25 protein-coding genes are annotated in these 24,841 nt (G+C 65.5%); 23 read left to right on the top strand and 2 right to left on the bottom strand.

Features of this window, described 5'->3' with window-relative positions; translation table 11 throughout:
• Window positions 1-29: 29 nt before the first annotated feature.
• The 10 genes from O6X71_RS18115 (at window position 30) to O6X71_RS18070 (ending at window position 9,133) form a co-directional block, all read left to right on the top strand.
• Window positions 30-929 (top strand): NAD-dependent epimerase/dehydratase family protein, encoded by a 900-nt coding sequence (locus tag O6X71_RS18115; RefSeq protein WP_353467116.1) that lies wholly within the window; start codon window positions 30-32, stop codon window positions 927-929.
• A 57-nt stretch (window positions 930-986) separates the two neighbouring features.
• On the top strand, window positions 987-1,229 hold the full coding sequence (locus tag O6X71_RS18110; RefSeq protein WP_353467114.1) for an acyl carrier protein: 243 nt from the start codon (window positions 987-989) through the stop codon (window positions 1,227-1,229).
• 150 nt (window positions 1,230-1,379) lie between these two features.
• A complete protein-coding gene (spt, locus tag O6X71_RS18105; protein ID WP_353467113.1) occupies window positions 1,380-2,642 on the top strand; it encodes a serine palmitoyltransferase in 1,263 nt (420 codons plus the stop codon).
• 165 nt (window positions 2,643-2,807) lie between these two features.
• Window positions 2,808-4,706, top strand: a complete 1,899-nt coding sequence (locus O6X71_RS18100; protein WP_353467151.1) for an ATP-binding protein — start codon at window positions 2,808-2,810, stop codon at window positions 4,704-4,706.
• Between the two features lie 89 nt (window positions 4,707-4,795).
• On the top strand, window positions 4,796-5,989 hold the full coding sequence (lptF, locus tag O6X71_RS18095; RefSeq protein ID WP_181321191.1) for an LPS export ABC transporter permease LptF: 1,194 nt from the start codon (window positions 4,796-4,798) through the stop codon (window positions 5,987-5,989).
• Window positions 5,986-7,083: an LPS export ABC transporter permease LptG gene (gene lptG, locus O6X71_RS18090; protein ID WP_107954763.1), complete on the top strand. Its 1,098-nt coding sequence runs from the start codon at window positions 5,986-5,988 to the stop codon at window positions 7,081-7,083. The genes lptF and lptG overlap by 4 nt, the downstream gene beginning before the upstream one ends.
• 79 nt (window positions 7,084-7,162) lie before the next feature.
• On the top strand, window positions 7,163-7,579 hold the full coding sequence (locus tag O6X71_RS18085) for a VOC family protein (RefSeq protein WP_093398802.1): 417 nt from the start codon (window positions 7,163-7,165) through the stop codon (window positions 7,577-7,579).
• Between the two features lie 7 nt (window positions 7,580-7,586).
• Window positions 7,587-8,312, top strand: a complete 726-nt coding sequence (gloB, locus tag O6X71_RS18080) for a hydroxyacylglutathione hydrolase (protein ID WP_353467112.1) — start codon at window positions 7,587-7,589, stop codon at window positions 8,310-8,312.
• Window positions 8,313-8,351: 39 nt separating this feature from the next.
• Complete coding sequence (locus tag O6X71_RS18075; protein WP_353467111.1) at window positions 8,352-8,768, top strand: hypothetical protein; 417 nt, start codon at window positions 8,352-8,354, stop codon at window positions 8,766-8,768.
• Window positions 8,768-9,133, top strand: a complete 366-nt coding sequence (locus tag O6X71_RS18070) for a hypothetical protein (RefSeq protein WP_353467110.1) — start codon at window positions 8,768-8,770, stop codon at window positions 9,131-9,133. The genes O6X71_RS18075 and O6X71_RS18070 overlap by 1 nt, the downstream gene beginning before the upstream one ends.
• A gap of 184 nt (window positions 9,134-9,317) precedes the next feature.
• On the opposite strand, the gene O6X71_RS18065 is transcribed toward O6X71_RS18070, so the two are convergent.
• On the bottom strand, window positions 9,318-10,100 hold the full coding sequence (locus O6X71_RS18065; protein ID WP_353467109.1) for a crotonase/enoyl-CoA hydratase family protein: 783 nt from the start codon (window positions 10,098-10,100) through the stop codon (window positions 9,318-9,320).
• Between the two features lie 106 nt (window positions 10,101-10,206).
• Here O6X71_RS18065 and O6X71_RS18060 point away from each other — a divergent pair, with 106 nt between their 5' ends.
• A complete protein-coding gene (locus O6X71_RS18060; protein WP_353467108.1) occupies window positions 10,207-10,662 on the top strand; it encodes a PaaI family thioesterase in 456 nt (151 codons plus the stop codon).
• A gap of 2 nt (window positions 10,663-10,664) precedes the next feature.
• On the top strand, window positions 10,665-11,048 hold the full coding sequence (locus tag O6X71_RS18055; protein WP_192976893.1) for a hotdog fold thioesterase: 384 nt from the start codon (window positions 10,665-10,667) through the stop codon (window positions 11,046-11,048).
• Window positions 11,049-11,173: 125 nt separating this feature from the next.
• Here O6X71_RS18055 and O6X71_RS18050 read toward each other — a convergent pair whose 3' ends face one another.
• Window positions 11,174-12,298: a PQQ-dependent sugar dehydrogenase gene (locus O6X71_RS18050; protein ID WP_353467107.1), complete on the bottom strand. Its 1,125-nt coding sequence runs from the start codon at window positions 12,296-12,298 to the stop codon at window positions 11,174-11,176.
• Window positions 12,299-12,476: 178 nt separating this feature from the next.
• On the opposite strand from O6X71_RS18050, the gene rimP reads away from it, so the two are divergent.
• From rimP to pnp, 11 genes are all read left to right on the top strand, one after another.
• Window positions 12,477-13,073, top strand: coding sequence for a ribosome maturation protein RimP (gene rimP, locus O6X71_RS18045; protein WP_056051561.1), 597 nt, complete (start codon window positions 12,477-12,479; stop codon window positions 13,071-13,073).
• Window positions 13,073-14,848 carry a transcription termination factor NusA gene (gene nusA / locus O6X71_RS18040; RefSeq protein WP_353467106.1) on the top strand — a complete coding sequence of 592 codons (1,776 nt, stop codon included), beginning with the start codon at window positions 13,073-13,075 and terminating at the stop codon, window positions 14,846-14,848. The genes rimP and nusA overlap by 1 nt, the downstream gene beginning before the upstream one ends.
• Window positions 14,848-15,087: a tautomerase family protein gene (locus O6X71_RS18035; protein ID WP_055881134.1), complete on the top strand. Its 240-nt coding sequence runs from the start codon at window positions 14,848-14,850 to the stop codon at window positions 15,085-15,087. Before nusA ends, O6X71_RS18035 begins: the two co-directional genes overlap by 1 nt.
• 196 nt (window positions 15,088-15,283) lie before the next feature.
• Entirely contained in the window at window positions 15,284-16,021 is a 738-nt protein-coding gene (locus O6X71_RS18030; protein WP_107954755.1) for a DUF448 domain-containing protein, read from the top strand.
• Entirely contained in the window at window positions 16,018-18,873 is a 2,856-nt protein-coding gene (gene infB, locus O6X71_RS18025; protein WP_353467105.1) for a translation initiation factor IF-2, read from the top strand. Before O6X71_RS18030 ends, infB begins: the two co-directional genes overlap by 4 nt.
• Before the next feature lie 118 nt (window positions 18,874-18,991).
• Window positions 18,992-19,381: a 30S ribosome-binding factor RbfA gene (gene rbfA, locus O6X71_RS18020; RefSeq protein WP_353467104.1), complete on the top strand. Its 390-nt coding sequence runs from the start codon at window positions 18,992-18,994 to the stop codon at window positions 19,379-19,381.
• Window positions 19,381-19,839: a hypothetical protein gene (locus tag O6X71_RS18015; RefSeq protein WP_353467103.1), complete on the top strand. Its 459-nt coding sequence runs from the start codon at window positions 19,381-19,383 to the stop codon at window positions 19,837-19,839. The genes rbfA and O6X71_RS18015 overlap by 1 nt, the downstream gene beginning before the upstream one ends.
• 271 nt (window positions 19,840-20,110) lie before the next feature.
• On the top strand, window positions 20,111-20,686 hold the full coding sequence (locus tag O6X71_RS18010; protein WP_056051578.1) for a thymidine kinase: 576 nt from the start codon (window positions 20,111-20,113) through the stop codon (window positions 20,684-20,686).
• Window positions 20,687-20,833: 147 nt separating this feature from the next.
• Entirely contained in the window at window positions 20,834-21,823 is a 990-nt protein-coding gene (truB, locus tag O6X71_RS18005; RefSeq protein WP_353467102.1) for a tRNA pseudouridine(55) synthase TruB, read from the top strand.
• Between the two features lie 18 nt (window positions 21,824-21,841).
• Window positions 21,842-22,111 (top strand): 30S ribosomal protein S15, encoded by a 270-nt coding sequence (gene rpsO / locus O6X71_RS18000; RefSeq protein WP_055881152.1) that lies wholly within the window; start codon window positions 21,842-21,844, stop codon window positions 22,109-22,111.
• Between the two features lie 223 nt (window positions 22,112-22,334).
• Complete coding sequence (gene pnp / locus O6X71_RS17995) at window positions 22,335-24,767, top strand: polyribonucleotide nucleotidyltransferase (protein WP_353467101.1); 2,433 nt, start codon at window positions 22,335-22,337, stop codon at window positions 24,765-24,767.
• The last annotated feature ends 74 nt before the right edge of the window (window positions 24,768-24,841 follow it).

The following is a 24,841-nucleotide window of genomic DNA, read 5'->3' as shown; positions in this document are numbered from 1 at the left end:
ACTTCAACTGCTACCTCGGGAGCGTCGGCATGATCCTGGCCATCACTGGCGGCACCGGGTTCGTCGGCAGTCATCTGATCGACCATGCGCTGGAGACCGGGCACACTGTCCATGCGCTCGCGCGGAAGCCCCAGGCCAAGCGTATCAGGGTCACATGGGTCGAAGGCGCGCTCGATCGGCCCAAGAGCCTCGCAACGCTGGTCGAAGGCGCGGACGTGGTGATCCACGTCGCCGGTGTCGTCAACGCGCCCGACCGCGCAGGCTTCGGCAAGGGCAACGTCGCCGGTACAGAGGGCATCCTCCAGGCGACGCGGGCGGCGGGCATCCGCCGATTCGTCCACGTCTCCTCGCTCGCCGCACGCGAGCCGACGTTGTCGAACTATGGCTGGTCGAAGGCCGAGGCGGAAACGCGCGTGCAGACGTCTGGGCTGGACTGGACGATCGTCCGCCCGCCCGCAATCTTCGGCCCGCGCGATCTTGATATCCTCGATCTCTTCAAGGCGGCGCGGTCTGGCTATCTGCCGATGCCGCCGGCCGGCACGCGTGTCTCGCTGCTGTACGTCGAGGACCTGACCGCGCTACTGCTCGCGCTTGCCGAGAGTGCCGATGCGCCGTCGATCATGGAGCCCGACGACGGCGTGCCTAACGGCTGGGACAACCGCGATTTCGCGCGCGCGATCGGCGTGGCAGTCGGGAAGCCGGTCAAGGTGTTCTCGACACCCCGCGTGCTCCTGAAGCTCGCGTCCGCTGCCGACCGGCTCGTCCGCCGTCGCAAGGCCAAGCTGACGCGCGACCGGGTCAGCTATTTCTGCCACCCCGACTGGGTCTCGCACAAGCCGCCGCTGGTCTCGCTGTGGACGCCGTCCGTCCCGACCCCGCAGGCGCTGGCGCAAACCGCAGCGTGGTATCGCGCCGCCGGGCTGCTATAGCGCCGAAAAGCCGCCGCAATTCCCTGTCAGGAGTGCCGCGACACCGAAGGGATTATCATGAGCGACCGCCAGCAGATCTACGACACCGTCACCGCGCAGATCGAGCCGTTCAACAAGAAGGGCGTCGCGCTGAGCGATGCGACGACGTTCCAGGGCGACCTGGAGTGGGACAGCCTGACCGTCATGGATTTCGTCGCCGCGATCGAGGACGAATTCGACATCATCATCACGATGAACATGCAGGCCGAGATCGAGACGGTCGGCCAGCTGGTCGACGCGGTCGCGAAGTTGAAGGCCTGACCCCCCTTGCCGTTCGTGCCGAGTAGGAATCGAGCGTAGCCGAGAGACCGTATCGAGGTACATGTCCTTCGATACGCCATCTCGACAAGCTCGACGGCTACTCGGGACGAACGGTTGGGATACACATTCCAACTTCATGGAATCCTTAGAATGACCGAAGCCGCCACCACTGCCCATGCCCTCCCCGTCGATGCCCCCGAGGTCGCACCGGAACGCGACCTGATGAGCAAATTCGACGGCCTGATCGCCGAACGCGAGGCGCTGATCGCTAGTGGCGTGCGCAATCCGTTCGCGATCGTGATGGACGAGGTGAAGGGCCCAACGCAGGCGGTGATCCGCGGCAAGGACACGATCCTGCTCGGCACGTACAATTACATGGGCATGACGTTCGACCCCGACGTCATCCAGGCGGGCAAGGACGCGCTCGACGCATTCGGGTCGGGCACCAACGGCAGCCGGATGCTCAACGGCACGTTCCACGACCATATCGACGTCGAACAGGCACTCCGCGAATTCTACGACATGACCGGCGCGATCGTGTTCTCGACGGGGTACATGGCCAATCTCGGGATCATCTCGACGCTCGCCGGCAAGGGCGAATACGTCATCCTCGACGCCGACAGCCACGCGTCGATTTACGACGGCTGCAAGCAGGGCAATGCCGAGATCGTCCGCTTCCGTCACAACGACGTGAACGATCTCGACAAGCGCCTCGGCCGCCTGCCCAAGGAAGCGGGCAAGCTGGTGGTGCTCGAAGGCGTCTATTCGATGCTCGGCGACATCGCGCCGCTGAAGGAAATGGTCGCGGTCGCCAAGAAGCATGGCTGCATGGTGCTGGTCGACGAGGCGCATTCGATGGGCTTTTTCGGCCCCAACGGGCGCGGCGTGTACGAGGAGATGGGGCTCACCGACGAGGTCGATTTCGTCGTGGGGACGTTCTCGAAGTCGGTCGGTACGGTCGGCGGGTTCGTCGTGTCGAACCACCCGAAGTTCGAGATGGTGCGGTTCGCCTGCCGCCCGTACATCTTCACCGCCTCGCTGCCGCCGTCGGTGGTGGCGACCGCCGCGACGTCGATCCGCAAGCTGATGACCGCGCACGACAAGCGCGCGCAGCTCTGGAAGAACGCACGCCGGCTGCACGGCGGGCTGAAGGCGATGGGGTTCAAGCTCGGCACCGAGACGTCCGACTCGGCGATCATCGCGGTGATCCTCACCGACCAGGAACAGGCGATTGCGATCTGGCAGTCGCTGCTCGAGGGTGGTCTCTATGTCAACATGGCGCGCCCGCCCGCGACGCCGGCGGGGACGTTCCTGCTGCGGTGCTCGCTGTGCGCTGAACATACCGGCGAGCAGATCACGACGATCCTGAGCATGTTCGAGACCGCTGGCCGCGCCGTCGGCGTGATCGGCTGACGGTTTCCTCCTCCCACGGGGAGGAGGAAACATCCGTGAAATGTTCGATCGGTACCGGCATTCCAGGTCATTGCGTGTGAGCAACGACGCGTTAGGATGCCGGCCGTGACGCAAGACGAGGTCGAGACTGCGGCCCAGGGGGGCGGGGCGAGATGGCGCATAGCCATGCTGGTCGTGATGGGCCTGCTTGGTGCTGCAGTGCTCATTGCGCTGATCGTGACTCTCGGCCACGCCAATCGCCAGCGCGATCGGGCACTCGAACTCCAGGCGCACAGCTATGACGTGATGATCCTCGCGCGGACGTTGTCGGGGACGATCGCGCGATCGGAGGCGTCGCTGGGGCGCTATGTGATCAGCGGCGACAAGCAGTTGGGACAGCTGTATTTTGACGAATGGCTGCTTGCGGGGACGCAGATCGACCGGCTCGACCAGATCACCAACGACAATCCCGAGCAGCAGCCGCGAGTCGACCGCCTTAGGGCTGCCTATGACGCGCGCGGGCGGGAGTTGTCGCTGACGGCGCTCAACACGCGCTACGGCAAGAACGGCCAGGCGCTCGCACGCTATTACCAGGGGCGAAAGGCGCCGACGCTCATCGAGATCAATACGACGCTCGACACGCTGATCGCACGCGAGCGCGCATTGTTGGACGACCGGACGGCGGCGGCCTTGGGATCGGTTGAGCGGTCGAGCTGGGTCGCGGGCGTGCTGGCCATCTTCGGCGTGCTGATCGTGCTGGGCGCGATCGTGCTTGGCTGGTTCACGATCCGCGCGGTCGGCGATCGCGCAACCGCGCTGGCCGATGCCGAGCTGGAACGCGAGCGTGCCGACGAGCTGACCACCGCGGTCGCCGCCGCCACCGCCGAACTGCGCGTGCAGGAGGCCAAGCTGCGGCAGATCCAGAAGATGGAGGCGGTCGGACAACTCACCGGTGGGATCGCGCACGACTTCAACAACATGCTGGCGGTGGTGCTGGGCGGTCTCGAACTCGCGCGGCGCAATCTCGCGAGCGATGATCCGACCAGCGTCCGTCGCCATATCGACAGCGCGACCGAGGGCGCGAACCGGGCGGCGGCGCTGACCCGCCGGCTGCTCGCCTTCAGTCGCGAGGATTCGCTGAAGGCGGAGACGATCGACGCCGCCGCGCTGGTCGCCGGGATGTCGGACCTGCTCGACCGCACGCTGGGGGACGCGATCACCGTCATCGTGCGCGACGATGCGGCCGGCGGGTGCGTTCGTGCCGACCGTGTTCAGCTGGAGAACGCGGTGCTGAACCTGGCGGTCAACGCGCGCGACGCGATGAACGGACGCGGCACGCTGACCGTCGCGACCGGCACGACGACCTTGGCCGCGGAGCAGGTCGGGCGGTGCGCGGCGGGCGACTACGTCACGATCATGGTCGGCGACGATGGCTGCGGGATGGCGCCCGATGTCGCCGAGCGCGTGTTCGAGCCGTTCTTCACCACCAAGGAGGTCGGCAAGGGCACCGGGCTTGGGCTCAGCCAGATCTTTGCGCTCGTCCAGCAACTGAACGGCGAAGTCGACATCGTCTCCGCGCTGGGCGAAGGGACGACCGTCACACTCTATCTCCCGAGCGCTGCCGAGCTGGTCGCCTTCCCCCTGCCGACCGTCCCGATCGCGATGGTCGAGCCGATCGCACCGACGGTGCCGCAAACGTTGCAGATCCTGGTGGTAGAGGACGATCCGCGCGTGCTGGCCGCGACGACCGGCGCGCTGGAGGAGATCGGGCATCACCCGATCGCCTGCGACGATCCGCTTGCCGCCCCTGCGATACTGGTGGCGAACCCCGGGATCGGGCTGATCATTTCCGACGTGCTGATGCCGCGCCAGACCGGGCCGGAGATGATCGCGGCGCTAAGCCCGCTCTATCCGAACGTCGCGGTGCTGTTCGTCACCGGGTTTGCTGGCGAGGTGAACGTCGCGCAGTTCGGCGGGCACGAGGTGTTGCGTAAACCCTTCACGCTCAACGGGCTGGAGCGCGCGGTCATGACGGCGATGGCCACGGAGCGCCGCGAGACGAACCACCCGATCGCCGCGGAATGATCGTTCATTGATGCGTTGCGATTGAGGATGACGCCTAGCGCGTGCGCCCCTATACCCGCGCGACCCAGCATACCGAGCCCAACCCGCGCATGAAATCCATCGACCGCTACATGGCCCGGCTGATCGCGGTGCCGCTCTTTTCGACGCTGCTGATCGCCGTCATGCTGTTCGTGCTTGATCGCATGCTCGGGCTGTTCAATTTCGTCGCGACGCAAGGCGGGCCGATCAGCGTCGTGTGGCGGATGCTCGCCAATCTGCTGCCCGAATATCTGGGGCTCGGTATCCCGATCGGCCTGATGCTTGGCATCCTGCTCGCGTTCCGGCGGCTGTCGACCTCGTCCGAGCTGGACGTGCTGCGCGGCGTCGGGATGAGCTACAACCGGCTGCTGCGCGTGCCGTATATGTACACGATCGCACTGGCGCTGCTGAACCTCGCGATCGTCGGCTATGTCCAACCGATCGCGCGCTATTATTACGAGGGCCTGCGGTTCGAGCTGCGCACCGGCGCGCTCGGCGCGTCGATCAAGGTCGGCGAGTTTACCAATCTCGGCAGCAAGATGACGCTGCGGATCGAGGAGAGCAAGGACAAGGGCCGCGAACTGTCGGGCATCTTCGTCCACGCGCAGAGCCCGAACGGCGACTGGCTGGGCGTGACCGCGGAGAAGGGCAAGTTCCTCGCGACCGACGATCCCAACGTCATCATCTTCCGCCTCGCCAACGGTACGCTCGTCCACAACCGGCCCGAGTTCAAGACGCCGCGCGTGCTGACCTTCACCAGCCACGACCTGCCGATCAACCTGCCCAAGTTCGAGAGCTTCCGCGTCCGAGGAGGCCGCAATCTCGAATACACGCTGCCCGAACTCGCCAAGCAGGGCCAGCGCGGCGCGACTTTGGAGCAACGCGATGGCAGCAGGTCGGAGTTCCACTTCCGCCTTGCCGAGGTCGCGACGATGTTCCTGTTGCCGCTGCTAGCGCTCGCGCTGGGGGTGCCGCCCAAGCGATCCTCGTCCGCGCTCGGCGTGTTCCTGTCGATCGTGATGATCGTCACCTATCACAAGGTGAACCAGTATGCGGCGGACGTTGGCGAACTCGGGCGGATCGATCCGATCATCGCGCTGTGGGTGCCGTTCACGATCTTCGCCGGACTGATCCTATGGATGTACTACACGATCGCCTATGTCCCCGGCGGACAACCGATCGGTGCGCTGGAACGCGTCTTCTCGAAGACGTTCAAGGCGATCACCAAGCGCATCCCGGGCTTCCGTAAGAGCAAAGCCGCATGAACCTGATCAGCTTCTTCCCGTCGCGGACGGTCGCGATCTACATGGGCCGGATGTTCCTGGTGCGGACGTTCGCGGTGCTCGCCGCGCTCGTGCTGGTGCTCCAGGCGCTCGACCTGCTGAGCAACTCCGGCGACATCCTCGCGTTTCCCGGCAACGGCGACGCGCAGATCTGGCAGTATGTCGGACTGCGCGTACCGCAGATCATATCGCGGTTCCTGCCGTTCTCGGTCCTGCTCGGCACCATCCTGACGCTGATCACGATGAACCAGAACAGCGAGATCGTCGCGCTGAAGGGCTCCGGCCTGTCCGCGCACCAGGTGCTCGCGCCGTTGCTGGTGGCGAGCCTCGGCGTCGCGGTGATCAGCTTCGTGTTCAACGACCGGGTGGTGGCGCGCGCGACCGCGACGCTGAACCAGTGGCAGAAGGTGAATTACGGCAAGCTGCCGATCGATCGCGGCGACCGCGCGAACGTGTGGGTGCGCGACGGCGACGACCTGATCGAGGTGGCGCAGATCCGCGGGCGCGGGGATGCGACGCGGCTTGGCGGCATCACGCTGTACGATCGCACCGGCGGCAACCTCGTCGCGATCCTGCGCGCGGATCACGGCAGGCGCGTCGCGAACGGCTGGGAGGTGAGCCCTGCAAACCGGTTCGACGTGAAGAGCGGCACCGTCCGCCCCCTGGGCGCGGTGGTGATCGCGAAGGAGGTGCGGCCCGACCAGTTCACGCTGGCGAGCGTCGATGCGGACGGGCTGTCGTTCGGCGCCCTGAAGTCGGCGATCGCCGACCTGTCCGACGCGGGGCGGCCGACCAAGGCGCTCGAAGGGTCGTTGTGGCACAAGCTGTCGGGGCCACTGTCGTCCGTGCTGATGCCGCTGTTGGGCGCGGTCGCGGCGTTCGGGATCGCGCGATCGGGCAAGCTGTTCGTCCGCGCGGTGATCGGCATGGGGCTCGGTTTCGCGTTCTTCGTCGCAGACAATTTCGCGCTCGCGATGGGCAATCTGGGCGCCTACCCGCCGTTCCTCGCCGCTTGGGCGCCGTTCCTGCTGTTCTTCTTCATCGGCGAGGCGGTGCTGATCCGGTCGGAGGAATAGGGCTCGGGCGGTCGATCGCACCCTTTCACGACTTCGCCGCCATCCCTATCTGCTGGTCCGAACAACCATCGGAGCAAGCATGAAATACCTCCACACGATGATCCGCGTGACCGACCCGGCGAAGACGATCGCGTTCTTCGAGACGCTGGGCCTGAAGGAGGTCCGCCGGATGGAGAACGAGAAGGGGCGGTTCACGCTGATCTTCCTGTCGGTTCCTGGGGACGAGGGTGCGGAAGTAGAGCTGACGCACAATTGGGACCCGGAAGAGTATGGCGAGGGTCGCAACTTCGGTCACCTCGCCTACCGCGTCGACAACATCTACGACACGTGCCAGCGGCTGATGGATTCGGGCGTGACGATCAACCGGCCGCCGCGCGACGGGCACATGGCGTTCGTGCGGACCCCCGACAACATCTCGATCGAGCTGTTGCAGGCCGATGGCGCGCTCGATCCGGCCGAGCCCTGGGCGTCGATGCCCAACACCGGCAAGTGGTAAGATCCTGATGCTCGATATTGTCCGCGTTCCGGTGCTTTCCGACAATTATGCCTGGCTGATCCACGACACCGTCTCGGGCGAGACGGTGGTAGTCGATCCGGGCGATGCGGGGCCGGTGATCGCCGCCGCGAAGAAGCGCGACTGGCGGATCGACCGGGTGTGGACGACGCACTGGCATCCCGATCATACCGGCGGCAATGCCGAGATGAAGGCCTATGGCGCGACCGTCGTCGGGCCTGCGGCGGAGGCGGACAAGATCCCGACGCTCGACGAGCAGGTCGGCGAAGGCGATGTCGTGCGGCTAGGTGAGCACGAAGCGACGGTGATGACAGTGCCGGGGCATACGCAGGGGCATATCGCGTTCCACTTTGCCGACGACGCGGTGATCTTCACCGGCGACACGCTGTTCGCGATGGGGTGTGGCCGGCTGTTCGAGGGAACGCCGGCGGACATGTTCGCGAACATGCAGCGCTATGCGACACTGCCGGACGAGACCGAAGTGTTCTGCGGGCACGAATATACGCAGAGCAACGGGCGCTATGCGCTGGTCGCCGAGCCGGACAATGCGGACATCGTCGCGCGGATGGTCGAGGTCGATGCGGCGCGCGCGAAGGGCGAACCTACCGTGCCGACGACGATCGGGCGCGAGCGGGCGACCAACCCGTTCCTGCGGGCGACGTCGGTCGAGCAGCTTGCGGGATATCGTGCGGCCAAGGATGCGTTTCGCGGGTGAAGCGCGTATACGGGTGATGGGATTTTGAGGAGCGTTGCGATGCGTATGCGGACCCTGCCACTCTTGATGCTGCCGGCGATTTTGCTGGGTGCGTGTACGCAGACCCAGGCGGAGGTCGAGCGTGCGCAGGTCCGCGAGGCGGGCGTGCAGGAGAAGCTGGCGAAGGAACTCGCTGGGCTCGTGCCGGGCAAGCCCGAGTCGTGCATCAGCCAGTTCCCGCAGAAGCAGAGTTCGGGCTACGGCGCGACGATCCTGTACCGGGTGAATAGCGGGCTCGTGTACCGCAGCGATACCGTCGGCGGATGCGAGGGGATCGCCCGGGGCGATATCCTCGTAACGCGGACGCCAAGCGGGCAGCTGTGCCGCGGCGACATCGCGCAGACGTTCGACCAGGCCTCGCGCTTCCCGACCGGGAGTTGCAGCTTCGGCGACTTCGTGCCGTATCGGAAGCCATGATGCGCGGGGCGGTTCTCGCGGCGGTGGCGCTGTTGACGGTGGGGATGCTCGGCGCGGGCAAGTCTGATCCGCTGGAGGGCCGGGTTGCTGGGACGCCGGTGCGGTGCATTGATCTGCAGCAACTCGACGGGCCTGAGATCGTCGGTTCGCAGACGATCCTGTATCGGCAGTCGGGCAAGCGGATCTGGAAGACCGGGCCGGTTGGCGAATGTCCTTCGCTGCGGCCCTTCGATACGCTGATCGTCGATGTTTATGGTGGGCAATTGTGCCGGAACGATCGGTTCCGGACGGTGTCGGTCGGTATGTCGATTCCGTCGGGCTATTGCCGGTTTCGGGACTTCACCCCGTATGACAAGGTGAAATAGCGGGGCTGGCTCCATACAATCCTACTGCACTACCCCGGCGGAGGCCGGGGCCCAGTTGGGGGACGGTGCCAACTAAGCGCAACGCTCCTTTACTGCGACCTTTCCAACTGGGCCCCGGCCTTCGCCGGGGTAGTGGTAGGTGGCGGTGGTAAAGTCAGAACTCTATCCACCCTTGCAGACGCCCTCAGTCCTCGAACACCGCCGCCCGCTTTTCCATGTTGGCCCGCACCTGTTCGACCTGGTTCGGCGTGCGGATGACCTTGAGCTGCTCTTCGGTTTCTGCATGAAGCACTGCCGCCGCGTCCGCATCCGCCGCGAGGTTATAGAGGTGCTTCGAGCCCTGAATCGCGTGGGGGTTCCTCGCGGCAATCTCGCGGGCGAGCATCATCGCCTCGCCGAGCGGGTCTTCCGACAGCCGCGTGACGAAGCCGTGCCGTAGTGCCTCAGCGCCGTCGAACTCGCGGGCGGTGTAGGTGAGTTCGCGCAGCACGTCGTCGCGGGCGAGCGTGCGCCAGAGGGCGATGCCGGCCATGTCGGGGACTAGGCCCCAATACGTCTCGCGGATCGCGAAGCGAGCGCTCGGGTGCGCGATGCGGATGTCGGCGCCCGACATGATCTGGAAGCCGCCGCCGAACGCGACGCCGTGGACGGCGGCGATCACCGGCATCGGCAAGGTGCGCCACCCCCACGCGACCTGCTGGACGAGGTTGGCACCCTCGTCGGTCCGGTCGCCTAGCGCCAGCCCGGAGCCGCCGTTCGCCATCGAGGCCATGTCGAGGCCGGCGCAGAACGCCTTGCCGTCGCCGGATAGAACAACGCAGCGGACGTCGGTCCTGCCCTTTAGTTGGTCGATCGCGGCGGCGATGCCCTCGAACATCGCCGGGTCGATCGCGTTCATCTTGTCGGCGCGCGCAAGGCGGACGTCGGCGATGCCGTCCGTGACGGTGATAGTGACCCGGTCGTTCATACTGGCGATCCTCTCGATCTTTGCCCGAACGCTAACCGGCCCTGCCCCCACCTGCAACGGCGCCCGCAATGTTGCGCGCGCTCACACGGCGTGTAGAGGCTCGCGCATGGCTGGTTTTGATCCACAATGGTTTGCGACGCGCGGGTTTGGCGGGCACGGCGCCGCGCTGGGGATGCGTTATCATGCGCATGGCGACGACTGGGCGGAGCTTGCGCTGCCCTATGACGAGCGCCTCATCGGCGATCCGGCGAGCGGCGTGATCGCGTCGGGGCCGATCATCACGATGATGGACATGGCGACGAGCCTGGCGATCTGGATCAAGCGCAATGCGTTCGTGCCGCATGCGACGCTCGACCTGCGGGTGGATTATCTGCGCCCGGCGACGCCGGGGAAGACGGTGATCGGGCGCGGGGAATGCTACCGGATCAAGCGGTCGATCGCGTTCGTGCGGGGGCAGGCGCATGACGGCGACCCCGGCGATCCGCTCGCGCATGTCGCGGGGACGTTCATGGTGGTGGGCGATGTCGCCGGCATGGGTCTCAACAGAAGGATCGAGGCGTGACGATCGGCTTGCCACCCTATGCGGAGATTCTCCGCGTGTCGGTCGAAGCGGAGGACGGCGCGCCACCGGTACTGCTGATGCCGTTCGCGGATGACGTGCTCGGGCGGCCGGGGTTTCTGCATGGGGGTGCGATCTCGGGGTTGCTGGAAATGGCGGCGATCGCGGCTTTGCAGCATGCGTTGGAGGCTGAGGGTGGCGGGCGGATCAAGCCGGTGAATGTTACGGTCGATTTCATGCGGGGTGGTCGGGACAAGCCGACGCGGGCGGCGGGCGTGGTGACCCGGTTGGGGAACCGGGTGGCGAATGTCGAGGCTACCGCGTGGCAGGACGAGCGGGACAAGCCGATTGCGGCTGCCCGGATGAACTACCTGATTGTGCGGGATTAGCGCATTTCTACTCCCCTTCCGCTTAGCGGGAGGGGTCGGGGGAGGGGTGTGCCTCACAGACCGGACGCCAGTACGTACGTCGTGCCCTCCCCTGACCCCTCCCGCAAGCGGGAGGGGAATTTCGCTTAATTCGCGGTCAGTTTGATCAGGCGGCCTTGTGAGTCGCCGCCGTCTTCCAGCAGCCAGATCGCGCCGTCGGGGCCTTGTTCTACTTCGCGGATCCTTGCGCCCATGTCCCATTGGTCGCCTTTTGCCGCGTTGGTACCGGTGAGGTGGACGCGGACGAGGGACTTCGAGGACAGCCCACCGATGAACGCGTCGCCCTTCCACTGCGGGAACATGCTGCCCGAATAGATCATCAGGCCGCCGGGGGAGATGACCGGGTTCCACGACACCTTGGGCGGCTCGTAACCGTCACCGGGCTTGTGATCGGGGATGTCGGTGCCGTCATAGTTGCTGCCGTTCGACGCGTTGGGCCAGCCATAGTTGAGGCCGGGCTTGATCAGATTGACCTCGTCGCCACCCTTGGGGCCCATCTCCTGCTCCCAGAGATTGCCCTGCGCGTCGAACGCGATGCCGAGCAGGTTGCGGTGGCCGTAGCTCCAGATCTCGGGCGCGAAACCCTTGGACGCGAGCGGGTTGCCGGGGGCGGGCTTGCCGTCGACTGTGAGGCGCAGGACCTTGCCGAGCGTCATCTTCGGGTCCTGGGCGGGGGTGAATTTCTGGCGCTCGCCGTTGGTGAAGAACAGGTATTTGCCGTCGGGCGAGAACGCGATGCGGCCGGAGTAGTGGCCGTTGCCCTCGACGAACGGCCGCGCGCTGAACAGCGCTTCGATCTCGCCGAGACGCTCGCCGCCACCGCCGTTCGGACGCAGGCGTCCGCGTGCGAGGACGACGCCCTTGCCGCCCTCGCCTGCGGTCGAATAGCTGAAATAGACGCGCTGGCTGGTCGCGAAGTCTGGCGCGAGGACCACGTCCATCAGCCCGCCCTGCCCGGCCGAATCGACGGTGAGCGTCGCGACCGTCTGGCGCGACTTGCCGTCGGCGGAGACGAGCAGCATCTGGCCCTTCTTTTCGGTGACGAGCATGCGCTTGTCGGGCAGGACCGTCATTGCCCAGGGCGAATCGAAGTCGGCGACCACCGTTTCCCTGAAGGGCTTGCCCGCCGCGGCCGGTTGCGCGGAACAGGCGGTCGAGGCGAGCAGCGTGGTTGTCAGCAGACCAGTAGCGAACAGCGTTTTGCGAATCATGATCTTCTCCCGGAAATCCCTGCGCTAACGCAGCGTACTAAACGAAGGTTGCTCCCGCTTGCGGACGGGCGCCACCCCGCGTATAGAGGCACCACTTCTCTACATCGCCAGATGAAGAGGCTGCGGGGCTTGCTCCGCGGCGGCAATCACCTGTGCTTTGGCCCTGTTTGGAATTTCGATGGCGAATATCGCCCTGCTGACCGACCTGATCGAACCCGAGGCGACCGCGCTCGGCCTCAGCCTCGTGCGCGTGCGCATGCAGGGCGGCAAGTCCGATCCGACGTTGCAGGTGATGGCCGAGCGCCCCGACACCCGCCAGCTGGTGATCGAGGATTGCGCCGAGCTGTCGCGCCGCATCTCCGACAAGTTCGACGCGCTCGAAGCCGAGGGCAAGGACCCGGTCGGCGAGGACGCGTATCGTCTGGAAGTGTCGAGCCCCGGCATCGATCGTCCGCTGACGCGATTGCAGGATTTCGCAGACTGGGAAGGCCAGGAGGCGCGTATTCGCCTCGTCGAGCCGTTCGAGGATCGCAAGCAAATCTCGGGCAATTTGATGGGCGTCGAGGGGACGAAGATCACCGTCGACGTCAACAAGCACAAGCTCATGACGATCGACTTTTCGCAGGTCGCCGACGCCAAGCTCGTCATGACCGACCGACTCATCGCCGCGACCGCGCCGCTTTCGATCGAAGGCGCGGACGAGGTTTTCTATCAAGATACGCCCACCGATGAGCCCGATGCTCACGAGGCCGACACCGAAGAAGGACAGCATTGATGGCCACGGCAGTCACCGCAAACCGCGCGGAACTGATCGCGATCGCGAATTCGGTCGCGTCGGAGAAGATGATCGACAAGGCGATCGTGATCGAGGCGATGGAGGACGCGATCCAGCGCGCCGCCCGCTCGCGTTACGGCGCCGAGAACGACATCCGCGCGAAGCTCGATCCGAACACCGGCGATCTGCGCTTGTGGCGCGTCGTCGAAGTGGTCGAGGCGGTCGACGATTATTTCAAGCAGGTCGACGTCAAGGGCGCGCAGAAGCTGCAGAAGGACGCCGCTCTCGGCGACTTCATCGTCGATCCTTTGCCGCCGATCGAGTTCGGCCGCATCGCCGCACAGGCCGCCAAGCAGGTCATCTTCCAGAAGGTCCGCGACGCCGAGCGCGAGCGCCAGTTCGAAGAGTATAAGGACCGCGCCGGCGAGATCATCACCGGCGTCGTCAAGCGCGTCGAGTTCGGCCATGTCGTCGTCGACCTGGGTCGCGCCGAGGGCGTGATCCGCCGCGATGCGCAGATCCCGCGCGAAGTGGTGCGCGTCAACGACCGTATCCGCTCGCTGATCCTCAACGTCCGCCGCGAGAACCGTGGACCGCAGATCTTCCTCAGCCGCGCGCATCCAGACTTCATGAAGAAGCTGTTCGCGCAGGAAGTGCCCGAGATCTACGACGGCATCATCGAGATCAAGGCCGCGGCCCGCGATCCCGGTTCGCGCGCGAAGATCGGCGTCATCTCGCATGATTCGAGCATCGATCCGGTCGGCGCGTGCGTCGGCATGAAGGGCTCGCGAGTCCAGGCCGTCGTCCAGGAAATGCAGGGCGAGAAGATCGACATCATCCCCTGGTCGCCCGACATCGCGACCTTCGTCGTCAACGCGTTGCAGCCGGCGTCGGTGTCGCGCGTCGTGATCGACGAGGAAGAAGAGCGCATCGAGGTGGTCGTTCCCGACGATCAGCTTTCGCTGGCGATCGGTCGTCGTGGCCAGAACGTGCGGCTCGCGTCGCAGCTGACCGGCAAGGCGATCGACATCCTCACCGAGGCCGACGCGTCCGAGAAGCGCCAGAAGGACTTCGTCGAGCGTTCGGCGATGTTCGAGAAGGAACTGGACGTCGACGAGACGCTGGCACAGCTGCTGGTCGCCGAAGGGTTCACGAACCTCGAAGAGGTCGCCTATGTCGAGGTCGAGGAGATCGCCGGCATCGAGGGCTTCGACGAAGACTTGGCGGGCGAGTTGCAGAACCGTGCGACCGAGGCTCTGGAGCGTCGCGACGCAGCGAGCCGCGAAGAGCGTACCGCGCTCGGCGTCGAGGATGCGCTCGCCGGCATGCCGTATCTGAACGAGGCGATGCTGGTCACGCTCGGCAAGGCGGGCATCAAGACGCTCGACGACCTCGCCGATCTCGCGACCGACGAGCTGGTCGAGAAGAAGCGCGTCGAGCCACGTCGTCGCAACGAGGATGCTCCGAAGCGGCCCGAGCCCAAGGGCGGGATTCTCGCGGAATATGGTCTCAGCGACGAGCAGGGCAACGAGATCATCATGGCGGCGCGCGCGCATTGGTTCGAGGACGAGGCTCCCGAGGCTTCGGCTGACGACGTCGAGGCGGACGAGACTCCGGTGGAAGAGGCTTCGGCCGATGACGCCGTGGTCGAGGACGCTGCGACTGAAGAGACGACGGCCGACGAAGCCGTGGCTGAGGACGCTTCGGCGGACGACGCTTCGGTCGAAGACGCTGCGGACAAGACCGACACGAAGAGCGAGGGCGACAAGGCCTGATGCCCTTCGTCAGCATCCGCATCTCGGGGTCCGCCACCAAGGACCAGAAGTCCGGCATCGTCGCCGACGTCACCCAGTCGCTCGTGCAGCGGCTGGGAAAGAACCCGGCTGCGGTGCAGATCGTGATAGAAGAGGTTTCGACCGAGAATTACGGCGCGGGCGGCCAGTTGCTGGTCGACCGCGACGCTCCGAAGACGACTCCAGCGCAGGAGGACGCACATGCGGAACCCTCCCGATGAGGCGCTAGGCGCTACCGACACCCTGCCTTCCTCCCCTCCCGCAAGCGGGAGGGGACCGAGGGGTGGGCGCCCGGCTTCGGCCAAGGGCGACGCTTCGGCAAAGTCTCACGGGTCCAAGGCTAAGGCCAAGGGCGGCAATGGGGGTGAGCGCGAGCCCGCCCCTGGCCCCTCCCGCTTGCGGGAGGGGGATGACGACTTGCCCGTCCGCAAGTGCATTCTCTCGGGTGAGCGCGACGTCAGGCCGCACCTTGTGCGACTCGCCTTGTCGCCCGATGGGCAAATCCTTCCCGACGTGCGCGCCAAGGCTCCCGGCCGTGGCGCGTGGATCGGTGTCACGCGAGTCGAGCTCGAAGCCGCGATCAAGAAGGGCAAGCTCAAGGGCGCTCTTTCCCGCGCGTTCAAGACCGGCGAGTTCACCATCGATCCCGAGCTTCCGGCCAAGATCGAATCCGCGCTGGAGCGTAACGCGCTCGACCGGCTCGGGCTCGAATCGCGCTCCGGGACGGTGCTGATCGGCTCCGACCGGATCGAGCAGAACGCGCGGCAGGGCAAGCTGAAGGCGCTGTATCACGCGTCCGACGCTGCCGAGGACGGCAACCGCAAGCTCGATCAGGCGTGGCGCATCGGCAACGATGTCGAGGGCTCGGGTTTGCGGGGGTTGGCACTCCCGGTATCGCGCACCATATTGGCGTTGGCGCTGGGGCGGGAAAATGTGGTACACATTGGCCTGACCGACCGCGCTGCAGCAAAGCGGGTGAGCGAAGCGCTCGACCGTTGGCTGCATTTTATCGGCCCCGAACCTTCTTCCGTGTCTTGCGAAACGGCCTCGCAGGGCGCATCGGCGTCACCACAAAATGGGGCGCCACCGATACAACAGGCGTCCGGATCGACCGGAACACGCCCGGCCGTGGACATGACTGAGGAATTTGAGTGAGCGACACGGACAACGAGAAGCCGAAACTTGGCATGCGCGCACCTTTGGGTGTGAAGCGCACGGTCGAGACCGGCCAGGTGAAGCAGAGCTTCAGCCACGGCCGATCGAATACGGTGATCGTGGAAACCAAGCGCGCGCGCGTCCTGCGCCGTCCGGGCGAGCCCGACGTGCAGGTCGCGGATGCCGCACCGGTTGCCGCGCCCGCCCCGGCTGCGGCGCCCGCAGCCCCGGCACCGCAGGCGCGCGCACCGCAGCCTGCGCCCGCCCCTGTGCGTCAGCAGCAGAGCAATCTGTCGCCGCAGGAGCGCCAGGCCAAGCTGCTCCGCGAGGCTGAAGAGCAGCGCATGAACACGCTGGAAGAAGGGCGTCGTCGCCAGGAGGCCGAGCGGGCCAAGGCGATCGAGGACGAGCGTAATCGCGTCGCCGATCGTGCACGTGCCGAGGCTGAAGCCAAGGCGCCGAAGCCGGTCGAGGCGCCTGCGCCCGCACCGGCCCCTGTTGTCGAAGCGGCTCCCGCTCCGGTCGCAGCACCGACGCCAGCGCCTGCGCCGGCTCCGGTCGAAGCGCCCGTTGCTGCGACTCCTGCTTCGGCACCGGTTGCTGCGGCGCCTGCACCTGCACCGAAGCCCGCTCCGGTAGTGGCTGCTCCGGCGCCGGCTCCCAAGCCTGCGCCGGCCCCCGTTGCTCCGCCGGCACCGCCGCCCATTATCGAACTGACCCGCGATCCGGCGTTCCCGGCACCGCGCCGGTTCTCGCCGGTGGCGCGTCCCGAACGTCCTCCGCCGCCGCCAAAGCCTGTCGCAGCCCCCGCTGCCGCAGCGCCGACCACGGCTGCGAATGCCGGCACGACCGCGGCTCGCCCCGGCGCGACCGGAGTCAATGCTCCGGCCGGTGGCGTCCGTCGCGACGCCGTGCCAGCGCGTCCGCAGCAGCGTGACCGCAAGGGTGACGATCGTCGCACCTCGGGCAAGCTCACCGTCAACCGCGCGCTCGGCGATGGCGATGGTGCACGCGCCCGTTCGCTCGCCGCGCTCAAGCGTGCGCGCGAGAAGGAGCGTCGTGGCACCGGTGGTCCGCGCGAGGCGCAGGCCAAGCAGATCCGCGACGTCGTCGTCCCAGAGGCGATCACGGTGCAGGAACTCGCGAACCGCATGGCCGAGAAGGGTGCCGACCTCGTCAAGGCGCTGTTCAAGATGGGCATGCCCGTCACGATGACGCAGACGATCGACCAGGATACCGCCGAGTTGCTCGTCACCGAGTTCGGCCACAACCTGACGCGCGTCAGCGATGTCGACCAGGATCTGGCCAACGACACGATCGACGATGCCGAGGAGACGCTGAAGCCACGCGCGCCGGTCGTCACGATCATGGGTCACGTCGATCACGGCAAGACGTCGCTGCTCGATGCCCTGCGCGGCACCGACGTGGTGCGCGGCGAGGCGGGTGGCATCACCCAGCATATCGGCGCGTACCAGGTCACGCTGAAGGACAAGTCGAAGATCACCTTCCTCGACACCCCGGGCCATGAGGCGTTCACGCAGATGCGTGCGCGTGGCGCGGACGTCACCGACATCGTCATCCTGGTGGTGGCGGCGGACGACGGCCTGATGCCGCAGACGGTGGAGGCGATCGCCCACACCAAGGCGGCGGGCGTGCCGATGATCGTCGCGATCAACAAGATCGACAAGGAAGGCGCCAATGCCCAGAAGGTGCGCGAGCGCCTGCTGAGCGAGGAGATCGTGGTCGAGGACATGGGCGGCGACGTTCAGGACGTCGAAGTCTCCGCGACCAAGAAGATCGGTCTCGATGCGTTGATCGAGAAGATCCAGCTCCAGGCCGAACTGCTCGAACTGCGCGCCAATCCGGATCGCGCCGCCGAGGGTACGGTGATCGAGGCCAAGCTCGACAAGGGCCGTGGTCCGGTCGCGACGATCCTCGTCAACCGCGGTACGTTGCGGGTCGGTGACATCTTCGTGGTCGGTGGCGAGAGCGGCAAGGTCCGTGCGCTGGTCGACGACAAGGGCAAGCAGATCAAGGAAGCGGGTCCGGCGATGCCGGTCGAGGTCCTCGGTCTGTCGGGTGTTCCGCAGGCGGGCGATCCGTTCCAGGTCGTCGAGAACGAGGCACGCGCCCGCGAAGTCGCGGAATACCGTCGCAGCGTGAAGACCGACAAGCGGACTGCGTCGGTTCCTGCCAGCCTCGAGAGCATGTTCTCGGCGCTGAAGGAAAAGCAGGCGATCGAATATCCGCTGGTCGTGAAGGCGGATACGCAGGGCACGGTCGAGGCGATCGTCGGGGCGATCAACAAGATCTCCACCGACCTGATCAAGGCGCGCGTGCTGAGCTCGGGCGTCGGTGGCATCACCGAGTCGGACGTCACGTTGGCGGCCGCATCGGGTGCTCCGATCATCGGCTTCAACGTCCGCCCGAACGCCAAGGCGCGTGAGATCGCCGAGCGCCAGAAGGTCGCGTTCAAATATTACGACGTGATCTACGACCTGATCGACGAGATCCGGGCGGGAATGGCTGGCGAGCTTGGGCCGGAAGCGTTCGAGACGGTCGTAGGTCGTGCCGATATCCGCGAGGTCTTCTCGGCGGGCAAGCACGGCAAGGCAGCAGGTCTGCTCGTCACCGAGGGCAACATCCGCAAGGCGCTCAAGGCACGCATCACGCGCAACGACGTCATCATCTACCAGGGCGAAATCGCATCTTTGCGTCGCTTCAAGGATGATGTCGCCGAGGTCCGTGCGGGTCTCGAGTGCGGCGTGACGTTCACGTCGAACTTCGTCGACATCAAGGCCGGCGACGTCCTCGAGACGTTCGAAGTCGAGATGCGCGAACGTACGCTTTGAGGCCTAGAGCCCTCTCCCCTGCGGGGAGAGGGTTGGGTGAGGGGCAGTACCGCGCGACAGCGTTCGTGGCAGCCCCTCACCCCCACCCTCTCCCCGGAGGGGCGAGGGAGTTAGAAGAATGAAGACCGATACCCCAGAAGCAAAAGCCGTCCGCTCGTTGCGAGTCGGCGAGCAAGCGCGTCATGCGCTGTCCGACATCCTCGCGCGCGGCGATGTCCACGATCCGGTGCTCGAAAAGCACCTGGTGACGATCACCGAAGTCCGCATGTCCCCCGACCTCCGCCACGCCACCGTCTTCGTGAAGCCGTTGCTCGGCAAGGACGAAGAAAAGGTGCTCAAAGCCCTCCGTACCAACACCGCCTACCTCCAGCGCGAAGTCGCGAACCGGGTGCAGATGCGGTATGCCGCGAAACTGAAGTTTCTCGCGGACGAAAGCTTCGACGAAGGCACGCACATCGACACGCTGCTGCGTGACCCGCACATCGCGCGGGATCTGACCGAAGAGTAATGCTCAGCGGTGGGGATAACAGACAGAAGGTCTATCTCTGCAACGCCCACGTCGCGCCACTATTGGTCTGGCTCGAACCCTGGGCACTAGAGTTCCAACTACCATCGCGCGCCATTTTGACGCTGGCCTGTACGGCCTACGAAAGCACCATCGATCCTTGGCCCCTGATCGAAGTCGTCGATGATGTCCTAACTGTTTGGGGCTCAGGCGGATCGCGCATTGCCGTATTCATAGACGACGTCGATCAGCAGAGTTTTTCGGCTGGCTATGCCGCCCCCGACCTCGGCACATTGTCGACCAAAGGCTTCGTAAATCTCGTGTTCGGCGACCAGCCTACGGCGCGGCCGGGCGGGCACCCTTTTCAAGACGCAAAACCGCTTCGAGGGGTCGTTCGGAAAGCACGCTCGATGCTACGTAAGTGGATTGCCTACCGGAACGATGCTTTTCGCGATAAGTGACTCAATCGCGGAGTCAGGGGTCCTTCCCGGCGCTATCCAGTCGGGCGCGCTGACCCAAAATATGGCCGCCTCAACATCGCCGGCGCTTGACCCGAACTCCAGTGCCCAAGATGCGCGCGGCATGCCGCACTCCGGAGTGTCCGCGGCTGCGATCGCAAGCCATTGCCCACCGCAGTAAACGCCTTGGTATCGATCCTGAACGACGACAACGGGATACAAGGCATTTGGGATTTTGCTGGACATAGTCGTTCCTTCCGGCTTCCAGACTAGCATGGCCAAGCTGTATTTCTACTACGCCTCCATGAACGCGGGGAAGTCGACGAACCTCTTGCAGGCGGACTTCAACTACCGCGAGCGGGGGATGCGGACGATGCTGTTCACGGCGGCCATCGACGATCGGTTCGCGGCGGGGACGATTACGTCGCGGATCGGGCTGGAAGCGCCGGCGATCGCGTTCGATGCGGGAACGGATATCGGGGCTTGTGTAGTTCGGCAGCACGGCGAGGATGCGATTTCCTGCGTGCTGGTGGATGAGGCGCAGTTCCTGACGTCTGCGCAGGTCGATCAGCTTGCGCATATCTGTGATGTGGTCGGGATTCCGGTGCTGGCGTACGGGTTGCGGACTGACTTCCAGGGGGCGCTGTTTCCGGGGTCGGCGCGGTTGCTGGCGCTGGCGGACTCGTTGGTGGAGATCAAGTCGGTTTGCGGATGTGGGCGGAAAGCTACGATGAACCTGCGGGTCGATGGGAGCGGGCGGGCGATTGCCGAGGGGCAGCAGACCGAGATTGGCGGGAACGACCGGTATGTCGCGCTGTGTCGGCGGCATTTTTGCGAGGCTTTGGGGTAGGCTTCACCCCTCCCCGTCATCCTGACGAAAGTCAGGACCCAGGGTACCAAACACCGTCGCTTGTGGCTCTGGATCCTGACTTTCGTCAGGTTGACGGAGTAGATGGGTGGCCGCTCCCGCCTAAACTGAATTCTAGGACTTACGCGCATGCATGGCTGGATCATTCTCGACAAGCCGCTGGGGCTTGGGTCGACGCAGGGGGTGTCGGCGGTGAAGCGTGCCTTGCGCAGAGGCGGGTATGGGAAGTTCAAGGTGGGGCATGGGGGGACGCTCGATCCGCTGGCCACCGGGGTTCTGCCGATCGCCGTTGGAGAGGCGACCAAGCTTGCCGGGCGGATGCTCGATAGCGACAAGATCTATGATTTCACGGTTATGTTCGGGGTTCAGACGGATACGTTGGATGCTGAAGGCGTGAGCATCGCTACGTCCGATGTTCGGCCAACCTTGGCGGCGGTGGAGGCGGTGCTGGCGCAATTTATCGGGCCTATTTCTCAGGTGCCGCCGGCGTACTCTGCGCTGAAAGTGGATGGGGAGCGGGCTTATGACCTCGCGCGGGCTGGGCATGAGGTGGTGCTGGCCAGCCGGGATGTGACGATTCATTCTCTCGTCCGTCACCCCGGACTTGTTCCGGGGTCCACTCCACCGCGAGTTCCGGAGCTTGAGGGACAGTGGACCCCGGAACAGGTCCGGGGTGACGGAGTGGGTGGGTGTGTTCCCCTCCCCCACTCCCCCCTGAAGGAGGTCACCCTCACCGCGCATGTGTCCAAGGGCACCTACATCCGCTCCCTCGCGCGCGACATCGCCCTCGCCCTCGGCACCGTCGGCCACGTCACCATGCTGCGCCGGACCAAGGCCGGTCCGTTCGACCTCACATCCGCGATATCGCTGGACAAACTGGACGAACTCGCTAGAGCCTCCGCGCTTGAAGATGTACTTCTGCCCTTGAGGGTGGCGCTGGACGACATCCCGGCTCTCTCCCTCACCCCCGACCAGGCAGGGGCGCTCCGACAGGGGCGTATCTTGGCCGGGATCGCCGCAGACGATGGCCAATACTTCGCCGAACTGGACGCTGTCCCGGTCGCGCTGGTCGAGGTCGAGGACGGAGACGTCCGGGTCGTTCGCGGTTTCAATCTGTGATGTCGAGGACATGAATTCATGACGATTACCGCTGAACGCAAGACCGAGCTCGTCAAGGAGCATTCGCGCGCCGAGGGTGACACCGGTTCGCCGGAAGTGCAGGTCGCGATCCTGACCGAGCGCATCAAGAACCTGACCGAGCATTTCAAGGGCCACAAGAAGGACAACCACTCGCGTCGTGGTCTTCTCATGATGGTCAACAAGCGCCGGACGCTGCTGGACTATCTCCGTCACAAGGACGGCCAGCGCTATCTGGATCTGATCGCGAAGCTCGGTCTCCGCAAGTAACTTAGACGGCTCCCCTCGGGGGGCCGTTTTCGTATATAGAGTTGTTCTCCCGCGAAGGCGGGAGTCCAGACTGGGCCCCCGCCTTCGCGGGGGAACAAGGAACTGGAGGGGCGGCAATTCGGCCACCCCTTCCGGGATGCCAATTCATCCCACACCGCCGCGGGCCGGCTAAGCCCGCACATAGGCCCCGTTCGCATCTGGCGACCGGAGTGAAGGAAAAAGAATGTTCGATACCAAGACCGTAAGTGCCCAGTGGGGCGGCAAGACGCTGACGCTCGAGACCGGCCGCGTTGCGCGCCAGGCCAACGGCGCAGTCCTCGCCACCCTCGGCGAGACCGTCGTTCTGTGCGCCGTGACGGCTGCACGGACCGTCAAGGAAGGGCAGGATTTCTTCCCGCTCACCGTCCATTACCAGGAGAAGTTCTCCGCAAGCGGCCGCATCCCCGGCGGCTTCTTCAAGCGTGAGCGCGGCGCGACCGAAAAGGAGACGCTGACCAGCCGTCTCATCGATCGCCCGATCCGTCCCCTCTTCCCAGAGGGTTTCTACAACGAGATCAACGTGATCTGCCAGGTTCTGTCGTATGACGGCGAGAACGAGCCGGACGTCCTCGCGATGGTCGCGGCATCGGCAGCCCTGACGATCTCGGGCGTGCCGTTCATGGGCCCGATCGGTGCAGCGCGTGTCGGTTACGTCGATGGCGCGTACATCCTCAACCCGACGCTCGAAGAAGCCAAGGCTGGCGATCTCGACCTCGTCGTCGCCGCCACCGGCCAGGCCGTGATGATGGTCGAATCGGAAGCCAAGGAGCTTTCGGAAGAGATCATGCTCGGCGCCGTGCAGTTCGCCCACAAGGCCTGCCGCGAAGCCGCGAACCTGATCATCGATCTGGCCGAGATGGCCGCCAAAGATCCTTGGGAAATGGCCGAGCAGGCTGATCTCTCGACCGCCAAGGACAAGCTGAAGAAGCTGATCGGCAAGGACATCGCGGCCGCCTACAAGGTGACCGACAAGTCCAAGCGGTCTGACCTGCTGAATGCGGCCCGCGCGAAGGGCAAGACCGCATTTGCGGACGCGTCGCCGCAGGACCAGATGGCAGCCGGCAAGCTGATGAAGAAGCTGGAGGCGGAGATTGTCCGCGGCGCCATCCTCAAGGACGGCACCCGCATTGACGGCCGTACCACCACGCAGATCCGTCCGATCGAGGCGATGGTCCACTTCCTCCCGCGCACGCATGGCTCGGCGCTGTTCACGCGCGGCGAGACTCAGTCGATCTGCACCACCACGCTCGGCACGCGTGACGCAGAGCAGATGATCGACGGCCTCAACGGCCTGTCGTACGAAAACTTCATGCTGCACTACAACTTCCCTCCCTATTCGGTCGGTGAAGTCGGTCGCTTCGGTGCGCCGGGTCGTCGCGAAGTCGGTCACGGCAAGCTCGCATGGCGCGCGCTGCATCCGGTGCTGCCGACCAAGGAAGAGTTCCCGTACACGATCCGCGTCCTGTCGGACATCACCGAGAGCAACGGCTCGTCGTCGATGGCGACGGTCTGCGGCGGTTCGCTGAGCATGATGGACGCGGGCGTTCCGCTGAAGCGGCCGGTGTCGGGTATCGCGATGGGCCTGATCCTCGAGGGCAAGAACTTCGCGGTTCTGTCGGACATCCTCGGCGACGAGGATCACCTCGGCGACATGGACTTCAAGGTCGCGGGCACGTCCGAGGGCATCACCACGATGCAGATGGACATCAAGATCGCCGGCATCACCGAGGAGATCATGGGCAAGGCGCTGGCGCAGGCCAAGGAAGGCCGCGCGCACATCCTGGGCGAGATGGCCAAGGCACTCGACCACACCCGTGAGGAACTGTCGGCGCACGCACCGCGCATCGAGAGCTTCCAGATCGACAAGTCGAAGATCCGTGAAGTCATCGGTACCGGCGGCAAGGTGATCCGCGAGATCGTCGCGCAGACCGGCGCCAAGGTCGACATCGACGACGAGGGCGTGATCAAGGTGTCGTCGTCCGACCCCGCGCAGATCGAAGCCGCGATCAAGTGGATCAAGGGCCTCGTCGAGGAAGCCGAAGTCGGCAAGGTCTATGACGGCAAGGTCGTCAACCTGGTCGATTTCGGGGCGTTCGTGAACTTCATGGGTGGCAAGGACGGTCTCGTCCACGTGTCCGAAATCAAGAACGAGCGCGTCGAGAAGGTCTCGGACGCCCTGACCGAAGGCCAGGAGGTCAAGGTCAAGGTTCTCGAGATCGATCCGCGCGGCAAGGTTCGCCTGTCGATGCGCGTCGTCGACCAGACGACCGGCGAAGAGCTGGAGGACACGCGTCCTGCACGTGAGCCCCGTGAGGGTGGTGACCGTGGTCCGCGCGGCCCGCGTCGTGATGGCGATGGTGGCCGTGATGCCGGCGGCAACGGCGGCGGTGGTCGTGGTCCGCGCGGCGAAGGCGGCGGCGGTGACCGCGGCTCGCGCGGCCCGCGTCGTGACGGCGATGGCGGCCGTGACGCAGGCGGCAACGGCGGTGGCCGTGGCCCGCGTCGTGACGGCGGCGGCAACGGTGGCAATGGCGGCGGCGGCGAGCGTGCAGCACGCACCGACGGCGACAAGGCTCCCGAGTTCGCGCCGGCGTTCCTGACCGGCGATCGCGACTAAGCCTTTACGGCCTCACGGCGAGGGATGGAGGGGCTCGGGAAACCGGGCCCCTTTCTCGTTTGCGGCTCGCTTCG

Origin of the sequence: Sphingomonas faeni (assembly GCF_040407505.1) — a bacterium.
GTDB lineage: Bacteria > Pseudomonadota > Alphaproteobacteria > Sphingomonadales > Sphingomonadaceae > Sphingomonas > Sphingomonas faeni_E.
This window is presented reverse-complemented; position numbering and strand designations above follow the sequence as displayed.